The sequence below is a fragment of the Allobosea sp. UC22_33 genome, from assembly GCF_042700715.1.
Lineage (GTDB): Bacteria > Pseudomonadota > Alphaproteobacteria > Rhizobiales > Beijerinckiaceae > Allobosea.
Window position 1 is genome coordinate 926,249 of the sequence record NZ_CP170556.1, and the last position, 18,176, is coordinate 944,424.

Below are 18,176 nucleotides of genomic sequence, written 5' to 3' on the forward strand. Positions count from 1 at the left end.
GCCTTTGGTTCCGTGCCTAGGATGACGATAGCAGGGTGTCCTTGCCTGGCAAATCGGTTGCGGCGCTGCGCTGCGCGGCCTTGCGTTCCAGCCTTGTGATGCCGCGAAAGGCGAAGACCAGCGCCAGCACGCCGAAGGCGATGGCGCCGAGTGCCGAGCCTGCCATCGCGCCCTTCGGTCCGGCGAGATGGGCGCCGAGGATGGCGAGCGGCACGGTGCCGAGCGTGGCGCGGCCCCAGCTGAACAGCGTCGACAGGAAGGGCATGCCGAGATTGTTGAAGGCGGCATTGGCGACGAAGAGCATGCCGACGAAGATCCACATCGGCCCGGCGATCAGGCAGAAGAACAGCACGAGCTCGGCCGTCAGCCCCGTCGCGTGGAAGGCGGAGACGATGGCACCGCGGAAGACGAAGAGCAGCGCCCAGGAGACGAGGACGGAGGCGCCGGCGAAGATCGCCGCGTCGGTCAGGCCCCGGCGCATCCGGTCGAAGCGCCCGGCGCCCCAGTTCTGGCCCAGAATCGGCCCGACCGCGCCGGAGAGTGCGAAGAGCACGCCGAAGGCGACCGGTACGAGCCGGTCCATGATCGCGAGCGCTGCCACCGCCGCATCGCCGAAGCGGGCGACGACGCTGGCGAAAACCGCGTTGGCGATCGGGTTGGAGAGATTGGTCAGGATCGCCGGTCCCGCGATCGCGAAGGTCCGGGCGCTGTCCTGCCGGATGAACGCGAGGCGCGGCCGCTCGATCATGTCGTGCACGGTCACGCAGCCATGAAAGCCGATGGCGCAGATGATGACCCGCGCCAGCACGATCGCGATGGCCGCGCCGTCCGGCCCGAGCCCGAAGCCGAAGATCAGCAGCGGATCGAGCCCCGCCGTGACGATGCCGCCGCCGAGCGTCACGAACATCGCCCGCCTGGCGTCGCCGACCGCGCGCAGGATACCGGAAAAACCCATGCCGATCGCCATCAGGGCGTTGGACGGCAGCACGATGTAGAGGAAGGAGAGGGCGACCGCATGTGACTGGTCGCGCGCGCCGAGCAGGCTGAGCAGTTTCGGCAGGAACGGCAGGGCTGCGAGCGAAAGCACGAGCGCCACGAGCCCCGACAGCGCCATGGTCGAGGCCGCGATGCGCCGGGCTGCCTTGCGGTCGCCCGCACCGATGCTGCGCGAGGTCAGCGCCGTCACCGCGATCATCAGCCCGACATTCACCGAGATCATCAGGTAGAGCACGATCGTGGCGAAGCCGACGCCGGCCGTCGCCTCCGGTCGCCCGAGCCAGGAGACATAGAGCAGCGACAGCAGGTCGACGACGAAGACCGCCATCAGGCCGACCGAGCTCGTCGCGGTCATGACCGCGACATGGCGCATCAGCGGTCCCTCGAGGAAGACGGCCTGTGCCGGCCGCGCGGTCGCCTCGCTGATCGTTCGGGCTCGCCGACGCCGCCGACCGCGACCTCCGCCCCGCCATCCTCGATGACCTGCCGCGTCTCGGGCGTGAGCGGCTTCGACTTGCCCTTGGGCGCGACGAGCGGCTCGGGCGAGACGCGCGGCACGCGGTTGATCGCGGCGGCAAGCCCCTCGTGGAACTGGATCTCCATGCGCTGCGCGTCGCGGTCGCGGACATGGTCGATCACGAGCTCGGCCTCGTCGCGGGTCAGGCCGAGCGTCTCCAGGGTGACGCGGCCGAAGCCCAGTGCCGATTCGAAGGTCTCGCGCATCTGGAAATCGACATTCGCCTTCATCAGCTCGATCGCGTGGATGCGGTCATAGGCCCGCACATGCAGGCGCACGCTCGGGAATTCGGCCTTGACCATCTCGACGATCCGCAGCGCCGCCTGCTTGTCGTCGACGCAGATGCAGAGGACGCGCGCCTTGCCGGCGCCGGCCGCGCGCAGCACGTCGAGCCGCGTGCCGTCGCCATAATAGATCTTGAAGCCGAACTGGGATGCCGAGCGAATGCGCTCGACATCCGAATCGATGACGGTCACGTCGATATGCTGGAGCAGCAGCGCCTGCGTCACGATCTGGCCGAAACGGCCGAAGCCGATCACCATCACCGGGCTGTCGCCGGCGCCTTCGTAATCCTCGTCCATCGTCGCGGGCTTGATGCGCGCCAGCAGCACCGCATCGATCAGCTTGGCGACGACCGGGCCGAGCAGCATGCTGATCGCCGCGAGCGCGGTGACCATCGCCGATTGCTGGGCCGTGAGCAGCCCGTTCGCGAGGCCGAGCGGCAGCAGCACGAAGGCGAATTCGCCGGCCGGCGAGAGCAGGGCACCGGCCCGCACCGCCTCGAGCCAGGACGAGCAGGACAGCCGCAGGATCGAGGTTACGACCGCGATCTTGAACAGCACCAGCAGCGGCGCCGCGAGCGCCAGCAGTATCCAGTTGTCGGCGACGAGCTTGAGGTCCAGCGACATGCCGACCGCCATGAAGAACAGGCCGAGCAGCACGCCGCGGAACGGCTCGATATCGGCCTCCAGCTCATGCCGGAAATGCGAATCGGCCAGCATCACGCCGGCGAGGAAAGCGCCCATCGCCATCGAGAGCCCGACATGCTCCATCAGCAAGGCTGCGCCGAGAACGATCAGGAGCGCCGCCGCCGTCATCACGTCCTTCGCGCCGGTATGGGCGAGGATGCGGAAGAACGGATTCATGACATAGCGCCCGGCCAGCACGATCAGCACGAGCGCAAAGAGCGCGATGCCGAGGCTGGCGAATGCCCGCATCGGGCTCCCGGCTTCCTGCCCGCCTGTGGTGGCGAGCAAAGGCAGCAGCGCCAGTACGGGCGCGATCGCCATGTCCTGGAACAGCAGGATCGAGAAGGTGCGCCGGCCATAGGTCTCGCTGGCGTCGCCGCGCTCCTCCAGCAATTGCAGTGCGATCGAGGTCGCCGAGAGCGCGAGCGACACGCCGACCGCGATGGCGCCTGCTACCGAGAGGCCGAAATACCAGCCGGCCAGCCCGATGCCGCCGGCGCTGAGCGCCATCTGTGCGAGGCCCGAGCCGAGGATGTCCTTGCGCATCGAATAGAGTCGCGAAGGCTGCAATTCGAGGCCGACGAGGAAGAGCAGCAGCACGACGCCGATTTCGGCCGTGCCGCGGATCGCATCGGGGTCCTTGATCACGCCGAGGATCGAGGGGCCGATGACGATGCCGGCCGCCAGATAGCCCAGCACCGCCGACTGGCCGAGCTTGCGGAACAGCGGGACGGCGATCACCGCCCCGGCGCAGAAGGTCAGGATCGGCGGGAGATAGCTGGCATGCGAGGCGGCGTCGGCCATGCGGAACTCGGGGGCTTTTGGAACGGGCTTGGCGGTCCGGCGCGACGCGCGGCGTGGCGGGCCGTGGTTCTATCTAGGCTTTCGATGACGATCCTGCGAGAGGCAATCGGCATGGCTGCCAAGTCTTCGGGCCGTGCGGGCGATGGCTGAATCGTTCTTGGTCAAACCCGACCTTTGTCATTCCGGGGCTTCGCGGAGCGAAGAACCAGGAACCCACGACCGGGTGAGGGGCTCATAACGAGGCGCAGGATGTTCCACCCAGTCGTGGGTTCCGGGTTCGCGCCTGCGGCGCGCCCCGGAATGACAATCGTGTCGGCCTGCGCCGCTTCGCTTCCTTGACATCGCCCCGATCCCGCCGAAAGAAGACGCGGACTGATCGGAGTTTCCCCTGCGCGTGACCAAGCCGCCGCTCGACATCCTGCTTTGCGCCCCGCGCGGCTTCTGCGCCGGGGTCGTGCGCGCCATCGACGCCGTCGAGAAGGCGCTGAAGCTGCATGGCGCGCCGGTCTATGTCCGCCACGAGATCGTCCATAACAAATACGTCGTCGAATCCCTGAAGCGGAAGGGTGCGGTCTTCGTCGCCGAGCTCGACGAGGTGCCGGACGAGACGCGGCCTGTGATCTTCTCGGCCCACGGCGTCGCCAAGGCGGTGCCGGCGGCGGCCAAGGCGCGCAATCTCTTCGCCATCGACGCGACCTGCCCACTGGTCACCAAGGTCCATCGCGAGGCCGAGGTCCATCACAAACGCGGCCGCCATATACTGCTCGTCGGCCATGCCGGCCATCCCGAGGTGATCGGCACGATGGGCCAGCTTCCCGAGGGCGCGATCACGCTGATCGAGACGCTGGACGACGTCGCGACGCTGACCGCACCCGAAGGCCAGCCGCTCGCCTATGTCACCCAGACCACGCTCTCGGTCGACGACACCCGCGAGATCGTCGAGGCCCTGCAGGCTCGATTCCCGGAGCTGATCGCTCCGCACAAGGAAGACATCTGCTACGCCACGACCAACCGCCAGGAGGCGGTGAAGCACGTCGCCCCGATGGTCGACGGGCTGATCGTCGTCGGCTCGCCCAATTCCTCGAATTCGCAGCGTCTGCGCGAGGTCGCCGAGCGCGCCGGCTGCCCGGTCGCACGGCTCGTGCTGCGTACCGACGAGATCGACTGGTCGGTCTTCGGCGATATCCGCAGCCTCGGCATCACCGCCGGCGCGAGCGCGCCCGAGGTGCTGGTCGAGGAGATCATCGACGCCTTCGCCGCGCGCTACGAGGTCCGCGTCGAGACCGTCTCGACCGCCGACGAGAACGTCTTCTTCCCGCTGCCGCGCGAATTGCGTGGCGAGGCGACGCCGGACGCGGCCGAATAATTCCAGCAGAAGAGTGCAAGCGTGGCCGTCTATACCGAAGTGCCCGATGACGAGCTGGCCGCCTTCGTGGCGCGTTACGGCATCGGCGATCTCCTCTCCGTCAAGGGCATCGCCGAAGGCGTCTCGAACTCCAATTTCCTGCTGCATACGACCAAGGCCTTCTACATCCTGACCCTCTATGAGGAGCGGGTCGACGAGACGGAGCTGCCCTTCTTCATCGGGCTGATGGACCATCTCGCCCGGCGCGGCCTGATCTGCCCGGTTCCGCTGCGCATGGATGATGGCGAGGCTGTCGGCCGGCTGGCCGGCCGCCCGGCGGCGATCGTCTCTTTCCTCGACGGCCTCTCCGTTCGGCGTCCGAACGTGACCCATTGCGCCGAGCTGGGGCGCGGGCTGGCCCAGCTGCACGAGGCCGGCGCCGATTTCGGCATGGAGCGGGTCAATTCGCTGTCGGTTCCCGGCTGGCGTCCGCTCGCCGAGCAGGCCGGAGCGGCGGCCGATACGGTGTCTCCCGGACTGGCGCGGCGCGTCATGGCGGAGGTGGAGGTCCATGAGCGCTCCTGGCCGCAGGACCTGCCGCGCGGCGTGATCCATGCCGATCTCTTCCCGAACAATGTCTTCTTCATCAAGGACAAGCTGTCCGGCCTGATCGACTTCTATTTCGCCTGCACGGACGCCTTCGCCTACGATCTGGCGATCTGCCTGAACTCCTGGTGCTTCGAGGCCGATGCCTCGTTCAACCTCACCAAGGGCCAGGCGCTGCTCGCCGGCTACGAGAGCGTGCGTCCTCTGACACCGGCGGAGGTCGAGGCGCTGCCGCAGCTCTGCCGTGGCAGCGCCTTACGCTTCCTGGTGACGCGACTGGTCGACTGGCTGAACGTCCCTGCTGGAGCATTGGTCAAGCCGCTCGACCCGCTCGAATACGACCGCCGGCTCGTCTTCCACCAGCGCATCACGGACGCCCGCGAATACGGATTGAAGCGGTGAGCGGCGATACGGTCGAAGTCTGGACGGACGGCGCTTGCTCGGGCAATCCGGGGCCGGGCGCGCTTGGGGCTTGCCCCATTCGCGCAGCTAAAAACTGCCGGGGCCTGTCATGAGCGATACGGTCGAAGTCTGGACGGACGGCGCCTGCTCGGGCAATCCCGGCCCCGGAGGCTGGGGAGCGATCCTGACCTTCAACGGCGTCGAGAAGGAGCTCTCCGGCGGCGAGGCGCAGACCACCAATAACCGCATGGAGCTGATGGCGGCGATCGCCGCGCTGGAGGCTCTGAAGCGCCCCGTCACGGTCGCGCTCCACACCGACAGCCAGTATCTGCGGCAGGGCATCACCGGCTGGATCCATGGCTGGAAGAAGAACGGCTGGAAGACGGCCGATCGCAAGCCGGTCAAGAACGCCGAGCTCTGGCAGCGCCTCGAAGCCGCGCTCGGCCGCCACAAGATCGAGTGGAAATGGGTCAAGGGCCATGCCGGCGACGAGATGAACGAGCGCGCCGACGCCCTGGCACGCGCCGGCATGGCGCCGTTCAAACCGGGGCGCTGACGTCCATTTTGCCCGGCGCCCGGTCGCTCGTGCAGGTAATGGGTCAAGCGCAGCAGCGGCTTCATGCCGAGCGCCTCGGACAGCCGGATCGAGGCGGTGTTGCCCTCATGGACCTGATAGCGCGCCAGCAACCCGCGCCGCGCTAATTCATCGAGCGCCGCGCCGACCACGCGTGCTCCGAGACCACGCCCGCGCTGATCGGGCCTTGTGACCACGCCGCCGATCTCCCAGACGGAGGCATGGCTTTCGAAAGCGAGGCAGACGGACAACGGCTCGTCGCCTGAGCCGATCCTGCAGGTGAAGGCGCGCCCGCTTGCCAGCAGTGGCGCGAGCCAGTCCCGCGCATGATCCTGGGCGCGATAGAGCGCGTACATGGAGGCCGTGGCGCTCTCCGCGACGATGACGCCGCCACGGCCGGGAAGGCGCTCGGGCGAGGTGAACGAGAGGAAGCTGGTCTTGCGCGTGAGCGGATGGCGCTGGTGGACGGCATCGTGCTCGGCTGCGCTGCCGAGCTTGAAGACGATGCCGCCATCCGTGGGGAGTTCGCCGAGCAGCGCTTCCGTCAGTGCGGTGTCGTCGCTGCGGAGGAAGGCGGCATGGGCCGCCGTCGGATAGGTCTTGCGGTCGTAGTCGCTGGCTGCCGTGTCGAGCAGGACGAGCGTCGCCGCGCCGGCCGACGAGAGGCGCTGAAACGCCCGGGTGTGCTGCGGGAAGGCTGCGAGCTGCTTCAGCAGCACGACATTGCCGAGCGGATCGCTTCCGAGCCGCGCGACGATCTCGTCCCGGTCCCGGATCGCGATCATGCTCGCTCCGGCCGCAGTCTCAGCCGAGCGGCTGGCGGTAGACGATGAAGCCCGACTTGTCGGCGACCTTGTCGTAGAGCGCCTGCCCCTGCAGGTTGGATTCATGCGTCTGCCAGTAGACGCGGTAGCAGTTCTTCGCCCGCGCCATCTGGTTCACCGCCTCGATCAGCTTGCGGCCGACGCCGGTGCCGCGCGATTCCGGCACGGTGAACAGGTCCTGCAGATAGCAGATCGGCTTCTCGCTCCAGGTCGTGCGGTGGAGCACCCAGTTGACCATGCCGAGCGGCTTGTCGCCCTCGAAGGCGAGGAAACCGCCCATCGGCTCCTCGCCGCCGGTCAGCCGCCCGAAGGTGATGGCGTCGATCTCCGGCGGCAGCGTCGCCTTGTAGAAGGTCAGGTATCCCCGCCAGAGCGGCGTCCAGGCCGCCCGGTCGGTCGCGGCAAGCGGGCGAATGGTGATCTCGGCCATCGGTGTTCTCCTCCGGCGCGAAAGCTATCCGGGGCTTGCCGGCTTGTCTCATGACAAGCGCAGATCGGATCGATCAACCGGGTTGGTCCGATGCGAGGAAGCGCTCGACAGCGCTGGCGCTCAGAGCCTGAGAAGGGTCTTCCCTCCAAAGATCGAGAATGATGGCTGCCAGACGGGCTCTCGCCCGCCGCTGCTGCTGGCCACCGACGGTGTTGACGCTGTTCACCGCGCTCCAGGCTGCGTCGAAGGCGCCAGCCAATTTTGCCAGTTCCGCAGGTTCGACAACGAGGCCTTGAAACGGCATATCCTCACCCATGTGCCAAAGAGGACGAGCAGCTTAAGGGGCAGCGCACGCCTTGCAATGTCAAAAGCTAGGTCCGTTTCCGACCGGTTGACGGCACTCGTCCCTTGTAAGCCTGTTGCTCAAACCAATCCGATCAAGTTTTCATGGCCTGATTAGCAGGTCGTGATTCCAAGTTGTGTGGGGAGGGAGCGCAGTGCGGTACGGGCTTCTCACAGGAAATCGAAATTATCGGCTGATTCTGTCAGGCAGCGTCGTTTCCAACCTTGGCGACGGTGTCGTAGCAGTTGCGATGCCGTGGCTTGCGGCATTGCTCACGCGCAACCCGATGCTGATTGCCGCGGTCGCAATGGCCGGGCGACTGCCGTGGTTCCTGTTCGCGCTGCCCGCAGGCGTCTGGACCGACAGGGTTGACCGGCGACTGTTGATAATCCGAGCCGATCTGGTCCGGTTGACGCTGACGATCTGCATCGTGGCGATGACACTCTCGATACCGGCTTCGCCGATCGCCGAAGGGGGCGGAACGTGCATGGTCCTGTCGTTGGCGGCGATCGCCTTCCTCCTCGGATCCGCAGAGGTGGTGCGCGACAACGCCGCCCAGACGGTGTTGCCTTCGATCGTGGCCCCGAAGGACCTGGAACGAGCCAATGGCCAGATGTGGAGCGCCGAGCAGGTCATGGGCCGTTTCGTCGGTCCGCCGCTCGCCGGTCTGCTGATCGCCGCAGGGATCGCCGTGCCCTTCGGGTTTAACGCGACCACCCTAGCGCTCTCGATTGGCATCGTCTGGCTGATCAGCCTGCCGGCCCGACAGGCCGGCGAGCGTAAGCGTTTCTGGCCGGCCCTCGTGGAGGGGCTGCGCTGGATGCGTGGTAACGAGGCTGTCCTGCGCCTTGCCGTCATGCTCGGCGCGATCAACGCGGTCGCCATCGGTGGGCTGACGATCCTCGTCCTCTACGCCCAGGAGGTGCTTGGTCTGTCCGCGACAGGTTACGGCCTCCTGCTCGCGTGCGGGGCCGCCGGCGGGGTCCTCGGCGGCGTCGTCGCTCCCGACATCGCCCGCCGGCTCGGCATGCGCGCGAGCCTGATCCTCGCGCTCGGCTGCTTCGTGTTGTTTAACCTGATGCTGGGGTTGTTCAGCTCCGTGGTGCTAGCCGGCACCGCGATGTTCCTCGAAGCTGCGGGCGGCATGCTGTGGAACGTGGTGACGGTAAGCTATCGCCAGCGGCTGATCCCGGACCACCTGCTAGGGCGCGTGAACTCGGTCTACCGCTTTTTCGGCTGGGGCGCGATGCCGTTCGGCGCGCTCGGGGCCGGCGCGTTGGTGACGCTCATCGAGCCGGCGTTCAGCCGTGCTGCGGCCCTACATAGCCCATACCTAGTGGGTTCTGTTGTCTGCGCCGTGCTGCTGATCTACGCGTTGCGCCGACTGCGCTTCGACAGTTGATCGGCGAGGTCCGCTTCCGAACCATTGTAGACATTTGCCCTATCCGGCCAGCCAACAAAAAGCCCGCGCAGCGCTGCGCGGGCTCCAATCTCTCTCCGTGCCCTGAGGCTCAGAGCTTGGCGAGCATCGCCTCGGCGCCGGAGGCTTCCGCCTTGCCGGCGGCTTCCTCGACATTGAGCACCTTCACCACGCCGTCCTCGACCAGCATCGAATAGCGCTGCGAGCGGGTGCCGAGGCCGAAGCCCGAGCCGTCCAGCGACAGGCCGATCTCCTTGGCGAAATCGGCGTTGCCGTCCGAGAGGAACTCGATCACGCCGGCGCCGCCGGTCGCCTTCGACCAGGCGTCCATGACGAAGACGTCGTTGGTGCTGGTGACCATGATGGCGTCGACGCCCTTCGCCTTGATCTCGGCCGCCTTCTCCAGATAGCCCGGCAGATGGTTGCGGTGGCAGGTCGGGGTGAAGGCGCCGGGAACGGCGAAGAGCACCACTTTCTTGCCGCTGAACAGGTCGTCGGTCGTGCGCGCGGCGGGGCCGTCGGCGGTCATGACGCGGAACGTCGCCTGGGGAAGCTTGTCACCCACCTTGATGGTCATGAGCCTGTCTCTCCGTGAAGCCTGCGGCCAGAGGGGCCGCCCGGCTTGAGGGATTAGGGCTTTGAGGCGGGGATGTCGAGGTCGAGACGCGTCTCGATCGGCCGCGGCGTGCCCCGCACCGTGAAGATGAACGGCGTCGGCCCGGCGGCGCCCTTCGGCCGCTCGTCGATCCGGATCTGGGCGAGGACCGTGCCGTCCGCCTGCGGCGTCAGGCGGGACTTGCCGAAGGACCACATGCCCGAGCCCTCGATGAAGATATCCTCGATCCGGCCTTCCGGCGGCGGTTGCAGGATCAGGCGCAGGCCCGGGTCGACCACGCTGTCGTCGAGCCCGGCCTCGGCAATCGCGATCTTCTCCTTGTGGGCGCCGGGCTTGATGGCGACCGGCACGCGCGCTTCGAAGCTTTCGAGCCGCGGCGAGGTCACGGTGGTCACGCCGGGTTCGAGCCACAGGCTCGCTTCGCCCTTGGCGGGAATGCAGATCTTCTCGCAGACGGCATAGTCGAGCTTGAGCACGACCATCACCGGCCGCGAGGGATCGACCGGCTGCACCGAGATCGGGATCACGACCTCGCCGACATAGCCGATGGAATAGCCGGCCGAATCCTGGAAGCGCTCCGGCACCGGCCAGCGCACGTCGAGCCCGCCGATATTGGTCGAGCCCGACCAGTCGAAGGCTGGCGGCACACCGAACTGGCCGGGGCTGCGCCAATAGGTCTTGTAGCCCGGCGACATCACGATCTCGACGCCGACGCGCTGCTTGCCGGTCGCGGTTGTCGGCCCGGCGATCAGGCGAAGCTTCGCGTGCTCGCTCGGCGACCACGGCGAGGCAGCCGCCTCGTTTGCCGCTTCCTGCGCGCGGGCGGTGGCGCCGAGCGTCAGGGGCAGCAGGGCCAGCAAGGGAAGAATGCGGTTCACGGCCCTGCCTTTACCGATTGCGAGCCTGAAAAGCGAACAAAACCTGTCGTCCTCCGCCGGTCCGTGCCTATGCGACATGCCGGGAACTTCGCGCAGGATCGGGGCACAATCGCGATAGCGGCGACGGGGTCTTCCACCACCCGTCCGAAGCACGCGAACGTGATCCCGAATCCAGCGAAGGCGGCGGCCGGAGCTTGGCTCCACAGACGAGGGGGCAGTCGAGCCTTGCCGATCCGGCCCGACAGCCTCTAGCATATGTCTCATGAAGATTGGCTCACAATCGCGCGTCGGCGGCCGCAGCTATCTCGACGGGCAATGCCTGATCGCGATGCCGGGCATGGCCGATACACGCTTCAGCCGCAGCGTCGTCTATGTCTGCGCCCATTCCGAGGACGGGGCGATGGGCATCATCGTCAACAAGCCGGCGGGCGACACGAAATTCCCGGAGCTTCTGGTCCAGCTCGACGTGATTCCCTCCGAGGAGGTGATCCGGCTGCCGAGCCGGGCCGAGCGCATGCAGGTGCTGCGCGGCGGCCCCGTCGAGACCAAGCGTGGCTTTGTCCTGCACACGGCCGATTTCTTCCTGGAATCGGCGACGCTTCCCATCGACGAGGGCATCTGCCTGACGGCGACGCTGGATATCCTGCGCGCCATCGCCAATGGCGACGGGCCGGAGAATGCGGTGCTGGCCTTGGGCTATGCCGGCTGGGCGGCCGGGCAGCTCGAAGCCGAGATCCAGTCGAACGGCTGGCTGCATTGCCCGGCCGATCCCGAGCTGCTCTTCGACGAGAGCGTCGAGACGAAATACCAGCGCGCGCTCGGCAAGATCGGCATCGACCCGGCCTTCCTGTCGCGCGAGGCGGGGCACGCTTGAGAAGCTATCCCGTTGTCGTTCCGGGGCTTCGCGGAGCGAAGAACCCGGAACCCACGACTGAGTGAGCGGCCGGCAACCGCATATCAAGCGTCATACCTAGTCGTGGGTTCCGGGTTCGCCCTTCGGGCGCCCCGGAATGACAATGGTGGAGCTGGGAGCCCTGCTTAAGCTGCTGATGAGGCCTCAAGCCGCCTCGGTCGCAGCCGCCGCCGCGCCCATCAGCCGGCGCGCTTCCGCCGCCGTCATCGGCTGGCCGAAGATGTAGCCCTGCGCATATTGGCAGCCGAGCTGGTAGAGCTCGATCGCATCCGACTCGCTCTCCGCGCCCTCGGCGACGACATCCATGTGGAGGTCGGCGGCGAGCTGCACGATCGAGCGCAGGATCACCGGCGGGCGGCCATTGCCCATCTGGCGCACGAAGCTCTGGTCGATCTTGATCGTGTCGAAGGGGAAGCGCTGCAGATAGGACAGCGAGGAATAGCCCGTGCCGAAATCGTCGAGCGAGAGGCCGGCGCCGAGATCGCGGATGCGCTGCAGCATCTGCGCGGCATATTCCGGGTTCTCCATCACGAGGCTCTCGGTGATCTCCAGCTTCAGCGTGCCCGGCAGCACACGCCGCCGCCCGAGCACGGTCTTCACGTCATGCAGCAGGTCGTGGCGCAGCAACTGCCGGCTGGAGACGTTGACGCTGGCGAAGATCGGCGGCTCGACTTCCAGCGCCGCCTGCCAGGCCTCCAGCTCGCGCGCCGTCTTGTCCATGACATAGACGCCGAGATCGACGATCAGCCCGGTCTCCTCGGCGATGGCGAGGAAATCCTGCGGCATCAGGCGGCCTTCGCGCGGATGGTCCCAGCGCACCAGCGCCTCGAAGCCCGCGATGGTGCGGTCCTCCAGCCGGACGATCGGCTGGTACATGACCTGGATCTCGTTACGCTCGATCGCCCGGCGCAGGTCGCTTTCCAGCGCGAGCCGGTCGTTGCGGTCGGTCCGCATCGCCGGCACGAAGACCTCGATCTTGTTGCCGCCCTGGCGCTTGGCATGGGTCATGGCGAGCTCGGCATTCTTCAGCGCGTCTTCCTTGCGCGAGGCTGGCGCCGGGTCGAAAAGGGCAAGCCCGATCGAGGGTGTCAGCACGATCTCGCGCTCGGCATAGGTGATCGGCGTCGAGACGGCACGGCGCACCAGCTCGGCCAGGGCCAGGATGCGCTCGGGATCGCGCTCCGAGACGAGGATCATCGCGAAGGTGTCGCCGCCGATGCGGGCGAGCGTGTCCTGCGCGCGGAGCAGGCGGCCAAGACGGCGGGCCAGCGTCAGCAGGATCGAATCGCCGGCCGAGAAGCCGACGGATTCATTGACCTGCTTGAAGCGGTCGACATCGATGACCAGCACGGTCGGGCGGATATTGTCGTCGGCGCGGGTGAAGCCGAAGATCGCGCCCAGCCGGTCCTGGAACAGCTTGCGGTTGGGCAGGCCGGTCAGGTTGTCATGGACGGCGTCATGCAGCAGGCGCTCCTGCGCCGTGCGCTGCTCGGTGACATCGGCGAGCGTGCCGATGACGCGGATGACCTCGCCGTCCGAGCCGATGACCGGGCGCGCTTTGATGTTGATCCAGTGATAGGCGCCGCTGGCGGCGCGCAGGCGCAGGTCGAGATTGAGCTTGCCGCGGCGCTGCTCCAGCACGGCGTCGAGCGTGACGCGATAGCGGTCGCGGTCGGAGACATGCATATGCTCCAGCCAGCGCGCGGCCGAGCCTTCGAGCGAGCCTTTCGGCAGGCCGAGCAGCGTCTCGATCTGCGGGGAGACGAAGACCTTGTCGGAGCTGACATCCCAGTCGAAGACGAGGTCGCCCGAGCCCGAGAGCGCGAGCGCCCGGCGCTCGGTATCCGAGACCAGCCCCTGCGAGATCGCACCACCGGCGAAGGCATGCTGGATGACGGTGAAGCCGATCAGCAGCACGATCAGGACGAGGCCGCCGAGCAGGGCAGGCGCGACCAGATCGCGCTGGAACTGCCCGGTCACGGTGAAGCTTGCGGCCGTCACCCAGACGGCCAGCAAGAACCAGGTCGGGATCAGCATCACCGCCCGCTCATAACCATGCGTGGCGAGATGCACGACGAGGATGAAGCCGATCGCCGCCACGGCCGCGATCGAGATGCGGGCGATGCCGGACGCCATCGGCGCGTCGAAGACCGCAAGCCCGATCAATCCGGCGAGGCCGAGGATCCAGAGGGCCGTGACATGGCCGTAGCGCACATGCCAGCGCGACAGGTTGAGATAGGCGAAGAGGAAGACGAGCAGCGTCGCCGCCAGCACGACCTCGGCACCGGCGCGGTAGATCCGCTCGATCGCCGGTGTGAGTGGGAACAGGCGCTGGAAGAAGCCGAAATCGAGGCCGGCATAGGCCAGCACCGCCCAGGCCAGCGCCGCGGCGGCGGGGAAGATCACCGCGCCCTTGACCACGAAGATGATGGTCAGGAACAGCGCCAGCAGGCCGGCGATGCCGATGATGATGCCCTTGTAGAGCGTCAACCCGTTGGTCTTCTGCCGATAGGCTTCGGCTTCGTAGAGATAGAGCTGCGGCAGGTTGGGCGATTTCAGCTCGGCGACGAAGGTCACGGTCGTGCCGGGGTCGAGCGTGATCAGGAAGACGTCGGCATCGGGGCTGGGCTCGCGATCGGGCGCGAGGCCCTGGCTCGCGGTCACCGCTTCGATGCGCTTGTCGCCGAGATCGGGCCAGATCACGCCGGAACCGATCAGCCGGTGGAAGGGCGCGACCAGCAGCCGGTCGATCTGCTCGTCGGAATCGTTGGTGAGCGCGAAGACGATCCAGTTCGGGCGCGCACCGGCCTCGCGCGCCTTGACCGCGATGCGCCTGACGATGCCGTCCGGTCCCGATGCGGTCGAGATCTGGATGACGTCGCCGTCGGATTTGTTGCGCTCGACGACATTGGTCAGGTCGATCACGGGGACATCGACCGGGACGCGCACCGGCTCGACGGCCTGGGCCGGGAGCGCGGCAGCGCAGAACCACAGGACAAGGCCGGCCAGGGCGAGGCCGACCCGGAAGATGCGCTCGGAAATGGACAAGCTGTGCTCGGCTATCAGGCGGGAAGCGATCGTTCGAAGTTTAACGAAAAGCCCTATCGGCCGCTCATGGCAAGGGCAAGGCGGCGCGGGGCTGTGGTCAACCGCCGCAGTCACGGTCTGCCACCGGGCAATATGTCGCTGGAGAGCACGCCGTAGAGCAGGTGATCGGCCCAGTTGCCGTTGATCTTGAGATAGGCCCGCGCCAGCCCCTCATGCTGGAAGCCGACGCGCTCCAGCAGGCGCCGCGACGGCTCGTTATTGGGCAGGCAGGCCGCCTCGACGCGGTGCAGGGCGAGATCGGAGAAGGCGAAGCGCACGGCGCCGCGCACGGCCTCCGTCATATGGCCTCTGCCGGAATGGCGCCGCCCCATCCAGTAGCCGAGCGTGCAGGCCTGGGCGACGCCGCGCCGGATCAGCCCGAGCGTCAGCCCGCCGAGCAGGGTTTCCGTCTCCGTTTCGAAGATGAAGAGCGAATAGGCCTCGTCGGTCGAGATCTCGCGGGCCGCGCGTTTGGCGCGGAGCCGGAATGAGGCGCGCATCAGGTCGTCCTCGTTCCAGGTCGGCTCCCATGGCGTCAGGAACTCCCGGCTTTCCATGCGCAGTACGGCCCAGGCCGCATGGTCGCTGGCCTGTGGCGCGCGCAGATAGAGATTCGGCGTCCGGATCAGCGGGCGGCTCGGCGGCTCGCTCGGGAAACGGAAGAGCGCCATCGCCGGTCAGTCCGCCGCCCGGGCTGCGTGGCGCAGGCGCTTGGCCGGCGGCAGGCCATGGGTCGGCCCGACGGCGGCGATGGTCGGCTGGTGCCCCAGCAGGGAGCGGCCGGCGGCGCGCACGTCGTCGAGCGTCACCGCATCGAGCCGGGCGGCGAGCTCCTCGCGCGGGATCGCCCGGTTGAAGAGCAGCACCTGCCGCGCCATCTGCTCCAGCTTGCCGCCGGGGCTTTCGAGCGAGGCCAGCAGGCCGACCTTCATCTGGGCGCGGGCGCGGGCGACCTCGGCCTCGCTGACATCCTCCGCCGCCTGGCGCAGGCAGCCGAGCGCGACCTCGATCAGCTCGCCGGCATCCTCGGGCGCCGTGCCGGCCCCGATGCCGAAGACGCCGCAATCGGAGAAGGGCCAGTGGAAGGCGTCGATCGCATAGGCGAGGCCGCGCTGCTCGCGCACCTCCTGGAACAGGCGCGACGACAGGCCGCCGCCAAGCACCGAGGCGAAGATCTGGAGCGGATAATGCGTGCCGCCGGTGAAGGGCAGGCCGGGCAGGCCGAGCACGAGATGGACCTGCTCCTCGTCGCTGCCGATGCGCGCTTCGCCGCCGCGATATTCGCCTGCTTCGCGGGCGAGGGGTTCTGCGGGCGCGGCCGGCAGATTCGAGAGATGTTCCCTGGCCAGCGCCACGAGTTCGTCATGGTCGACGGCGCCGGAAGCCGCGAGCACCATGTTGCCGGCATGGTAGTTGCGGGCGAGATAGGCCCGGATCGCGTCGGGCGTGAAGCCCTTCACCGTCTTGGCGGTGCCGAGGATCGGCCGGCCGATCGGCTGGTCCGGGAAGGCGGCCTGCAGGAAGCGGTCATAGACGAGATCATCAGGCGTATCCTGGACGGCCGATATCTCCTGCAGGATGACGCCCTTCTCGCGCTTCAATTCCTCCTCCGTCAGGGACGGCGAGGTGATGATGTCAGCGAGGATGTCGACGGCCAGGCCCAGATCGGAGCCGAGCACGCGGGCGGTGTAGCAGGTATATTCGACGGAGGTCGCGGCATTGAGGTCGCCGCCGACGCTCTCGATCTGCTCGGCGATCTCCAGCGCGCTGCGACGCGCCGTGCCTTTGAACGCCATGTGCTCGAGGAGATGGGCGAGGCCATGTTCGTTCGGCAATTCGTCGCGCGAACCGGCGCCGATCCAGATGCCGAGCGAAACGGTCGCTGCATGGTCCATGCGCTGCGACACGACGCGCAGCCCCGAGGGCAGGGTGGTCAGCGCGACATCGGGGTCGTGTTGACCCTCGGGCCGGGCAGGCGTGGCCAACTCGTGCTCCTCGGCCGGAGGGGTCGCGCTCACGCTGCTGCTCCGCGCACGGCGCGTGCATGCTCGCGCACGAAGGTCTCGATCGCGCCGAGATCGTTCGGCAGCAGCGCCGTGCGTTCCTTGCGCTCCATCAGGTCGGCGAGATGGGCGGGAAGCGCCGGCTCGATGCCGCTTGCCGCCTTCACTGCGGCCGGGAACTTGGCGGGATGGGCCGTGCCGAGCACGATCATCGGCGTTGCGGGATCGCGCTGCAACGCCTGCCGCGCAGCGCCGACGCCGATCGCGGTATGCGGGTCGAGCAGGTAGCCGGCCTCGGTCCAGCTCTTCCTGATCTCGTGGGCGATCTGGTCTTCGCTCTGCGATGCTGCGTCGAACTCGCTGCGGATGCGCTGGAGCGCGGCATCGGCGATCTCGAAACGGCCGGATTGCTGCAGCGACTGCATCAGCCGGCGGACGGCTGCGCCGTCGCGGCCATGGGCCTCGAACAGCAGGCGCTCAAAATTCGAGGAGATCTGGATGTCCATCGAGGGCGAAGTGGTCGCCGCCACGCCGCGCATCTCGTAGGCGCCGGTTTCGAGCGTGCGCACCAGGATGTCGTTGCTGTTGGTCGCAATGCCCAGCCGTTCGATCGGCAGGCCCATCTGCTTGGCGACCCAGCCGGCGAGGATGTCGCCGAAATTGCCGGTCGGCACCGTGAAGGAGACCTTGCGGCCGGGCCCGCCCAGCGAGACCGCCGCCGTGAAGTAATAGACCACCTGCGCGGCGATGCGCGCCCAGTTGATCGAGTTGACGCCGGAGAGCCCGATCTCGTCGCGGAAGGCGTGATGGTTGAACATCGCCTTCACGAGGTTCTGGCAATCGTCGAAGGTGCCCTCGACCGCGATGGCGTGGACATTGTCGGCATCGACCGTCGTCATCTGCCGGCGCTGCACGTCCGAGACGCGTCCCTCAGGATAGAGGATGAAGACATCGACGCTCTTCAGCCCTTTGAAGGCGTCGATGGCCGCCCCGCCAGTGTCGCCCGAGGTCGCGCCGACGATGGTGGCACGCTGGCCGCGCTGGCCCAGCACATGGTCCATCAGGCGCCCGAGCAATTGCATCGCCACGTCCTTGAAGGCGAGCGTCGGGCCGTGGAACAGCTCCAGCACGAAGAGATTGTCGCCGATCTGCGTCAGCGGGCAGACGGCCGGATGGCGGAAGCCGGCATAGGCCTGATCGATCATGCCCGAAAGCGCGCCGCTCTCGATATCGCCGTCGGTGAGGGCGCCGAGCACGCGCTCGGCCACGGCGGTGTAGGGCTTTCCGGCGAAACCGGCGATCTCCGTGGCGGAGAGTTTGGGCCAGCTCTGCGGCAGGTAGAGCCCGCCGTCGCGGGCGAGCCCGGTCAGCAATGCGTCGGAAAAGCTCAGCGCCGGGGCTTCACCCCGGGTGGAAACATGCAGCACGATCTTGGCCTCGGTGGTCTCAG

Annotated in this window: 16 protein-coding genes and 1 pseudogene; 6 read left to right on the top strand and 11 right to left on the bottom strand. The window is 67.5% G+C overall.

Going from position 1 to position 18,176, the window contains the following annotated elements; translation table 11 throughout:
• Window positions 1-16: 16 nt before the first annotated feature.
• Together ACFJGT_RS04345 and ACFJGT_RS04350 are read right to left on the bottom strand one after the other, a co-directional pair.
• Window positions 17-1,369 (bottom strand): MATE family efflux transporter, encoded by a 1,353-nt coding sequence (locus tag ACFJGT_RS04345; protein ID WP_377846245.1) that lies wholly within the window; start codon window positions 1,367-1,369, stop codon window positions 17-19.
• Window positions 1,369-3,285 (bottom strand): monovalent cation:proton antiporter-2 (CPA2) family protein, encoded by a 1,917-nt coding sequence (locus tag ACFJGT_RS04350; RefSeq protein ID WP_377846249.1) that lies wholly within the window; start codon window positions 3,283-3,285, stop codon window positions 1,369-1,371. Before ACFJGT_RS04350 ends, ACFJGT_RS04345 begins: the two co-directional genes overlap by 1 nt.
• Before the next feature lie 394 nt (window positions 3,286-3,679).
• Here ACFJGT_RS04350 and ispH point away from each other — a divergent pair, with 394 nt between their 5' ends.
• The 3 genes from ispH to rnhA all read left to right on the top strand — a co-directional run bounded on the left by ispH (window position 3,680) and on the right by rnhA (window position 6,194).
• Window positions 3,680-4,651: a 4-hydroxy-3-methylbut-2-enyl diphosphate reductase gene (gene ispH, locus ACFJGT_RS04355; protein WP_377846251.1), complete on the top strand. Its 972-nt coding sequence runs from the start codon at window positions 3,680-3,682 to the stop codon at window positions 4,649-4,651.
• A 21-nt stretch (window positions 4,652-4,672) separates the two neighbouring features.
• The gene (locus ACFJGT_RS04360) at window positions 4,673-5,638 is read left to right on the top strand and encodes a homoserine kinase (protein WP_377846253.1); all 966 of its coding nucleotides are present in this window, start codon (window positions 4,673-4,675) and stop codon (window positions 5,636-5,638) included.
• 109 nt (window positions 5,639-5,747) lie between these two features.
• Entirely contained in the window at window positions 5,748-6,194 is a 447-nt protein-coding gene (gene rnhA, locus ACFJGT_RS04365; protein ID WP_257732444.1) for a ribonuclease HI, read from the top strand.
• A 71-nt stretch (window positions 6,195-6,265) separates the two neighbouring features.
• Here rnhA and ACFJGT_RS04370 read toward each other — a convergent pair.
• Window positions 6,266-6,568: pseudogene (locus ACFJGT_RS04370) on the bottom strand (GNAT family N-acetyltransferase); the annotation flags it as partial.
• A 105-nt stretch (window positions 6,569-6,673) separates the two neighbouring features.
• On the opposite strand from ACFJGT_RS04370, the gene ACFJGT_RS04375 reads away from it, so the two are divergent.
• The gene (locus tag ACFJGT_RS04375; RefSeq protein WP_377846256.1) at window positions 6,674-7,045 is read left to right on the top strand and encodes a hypothetical protein; all 372 of its coding nucleotides are present in this window, start codon (window positions 6,674-6,676) and stop codon (window positions 7,043-7,045) included.
• Here ACFJGT_RS04375 and ACFJGT_RS04380 read toward each other — a convergent pair.
• Together ACFJGT_RS04380 and ACFJGT_RS04385 are read right to left on the bottom strand one after the other, a co-directional pair.
• Window positions 7,017-7,466, bottom strand: a complete 450-nt coding sequence (locus ACFJGT_RS04380; RefSeq protein WP_377846258.1) for a GNAT family N-acetyltransferase — start codon at window positions 7,464-7,466, stop codon at window positions 7,017-7,019. The two genes, ACFJGT_RS04375 and ACFJGT_RS04380, sit on opposite strands and share 29 nt — an antisense overlap.
• Window positions 7,467-7,539: 73 nt before the next feature.
• Entirely contained in the window at window positions 7,540-7,770 is a 231-nt protein-coding gene (locus tag ACFJGT_RS04385) for a hypothetical protein (RefSeq protein ID WP_377846261.1), read from the bottom strand.
• A gap of 193 nt (window positions 7,771-7,963) precedes the next feature.
• On the opposite strand from ACFJGT_RS04385, the gene ACFJGT_RS04390 reads away from it, so the two are divergent.
• Entirely contained in the window at window positions 7,964-9,211 is a 1,248-nt protein-coding gene (locus tag ACFJGT_RS04390) for an MFS transporter (RefSeq protein ID WP_377846263.1), read from the top strand.
• Window positions 9,212-9,320: 109 nt separating this feature from the next.
• Here the strand turns inward: ACFJGT_RS04390 and ACFJGT_RS04395 are convergent, their stop codons facing one another.
• Both ACFJGT_RS04395 and ACFJGT_RS04400 read right to left on the bottom strand, forming a co-directional pair.
• Window positions 9,321-9,806, bottom strand: a complete 486-nt coding sequence (locus tag ACFJGT_RS04395) for a peroxiredoxin (protein WP_377846265.1) — start codon at window positions 9,804-9,806, stop codon at window positions 9,321-9,323.
• Window positions 9,807-9,859: 53 nt separating this feature from the next.
• Window positions 9,860-10,723, bottom strand: coding sequence for a protein-disulfide reductase DsbD domain-containing protein (locus ACFJGT_RS04400; protein ID WP_377846268.1), 864 nt, complete (start codon window positions 10,721-10,723; stop codon window positions 9,860-9,862).
• 262 nt (window positions 10,724-10,985) lie between these two features.
• Here ACFJGT_RS04400 and ACFJGT_RS04405 point away from each other — a divergent pair, with 262 nt between their 5' ends.
• Entirely contained in the window at window positions 10,986-11,597 is a 612-nt protein-coding gene (locus ACFJGT_RS04405; protein ID WP_377846270.1) for a YqgE/AlgH family protein, read from the top strand.
• A gap of 183 nt (window positions 11,598-11,780) precedes the next feature.
• Here ACFJGT_RS04405 and ACFJGT_RS04410 read toward each other — a convergent pair whose 3' ends face one another.
• From ACFJGT_RS04410 to thrC, 4 genes are all read right to left on the bottom strand, one after another.
• Window positions 11,781-14,678, bottom strand: coding sequence for an EAL domain-containing protein (locus ACFJGT_RS04410; protein ID WP_377848919.1), 2,898 nt, complete (start codon window positions 14,676-14,678; stop codon window positions 11,781-11,783).
• Window positions 14,679-14,794: 116 nt separating this feature from the next.
• Window positions 14,795-15,394: a GNAT family N-acetyltransferase gene (locus tag ACFJGT_RS04415; RefSeq protein ID WP_377846273.1), complete on the bottom strand. Its 600-nt coding sequence runs from the start codon at window positions 15,392-15,394 to the stop codon at window positions 14,795-14,797.
• Between the two features lie 6 nt (window positions 15,395-15,400).
• Window positions 15,401-16,708, bottom strand: a complete 1,308-nt coding sequence (locus ACFJGT_RS04420; protein ID WP_377848920.1) for a M16 family metallopeptidase — start codon at window positions 16,706-16,708, stop codon at window positions 15,401-15,403.
• A 29-nt stretch (window positions 16,709-16,737) separates the two neighbouring features.
• Complete coding sequence (thrC, locus tag ACFJGT_RS04425) at window positions 16,738-18,153, bottom strand: threonine synthase (protein WP_377846275.1); 1,416 nt, start codon at window positions 18,151-18,153, stop codon at window positions 16,738-16,740.
• Between the last annotated feature and the right edge of the window lie 23 nt (window positions 18,154-18,176).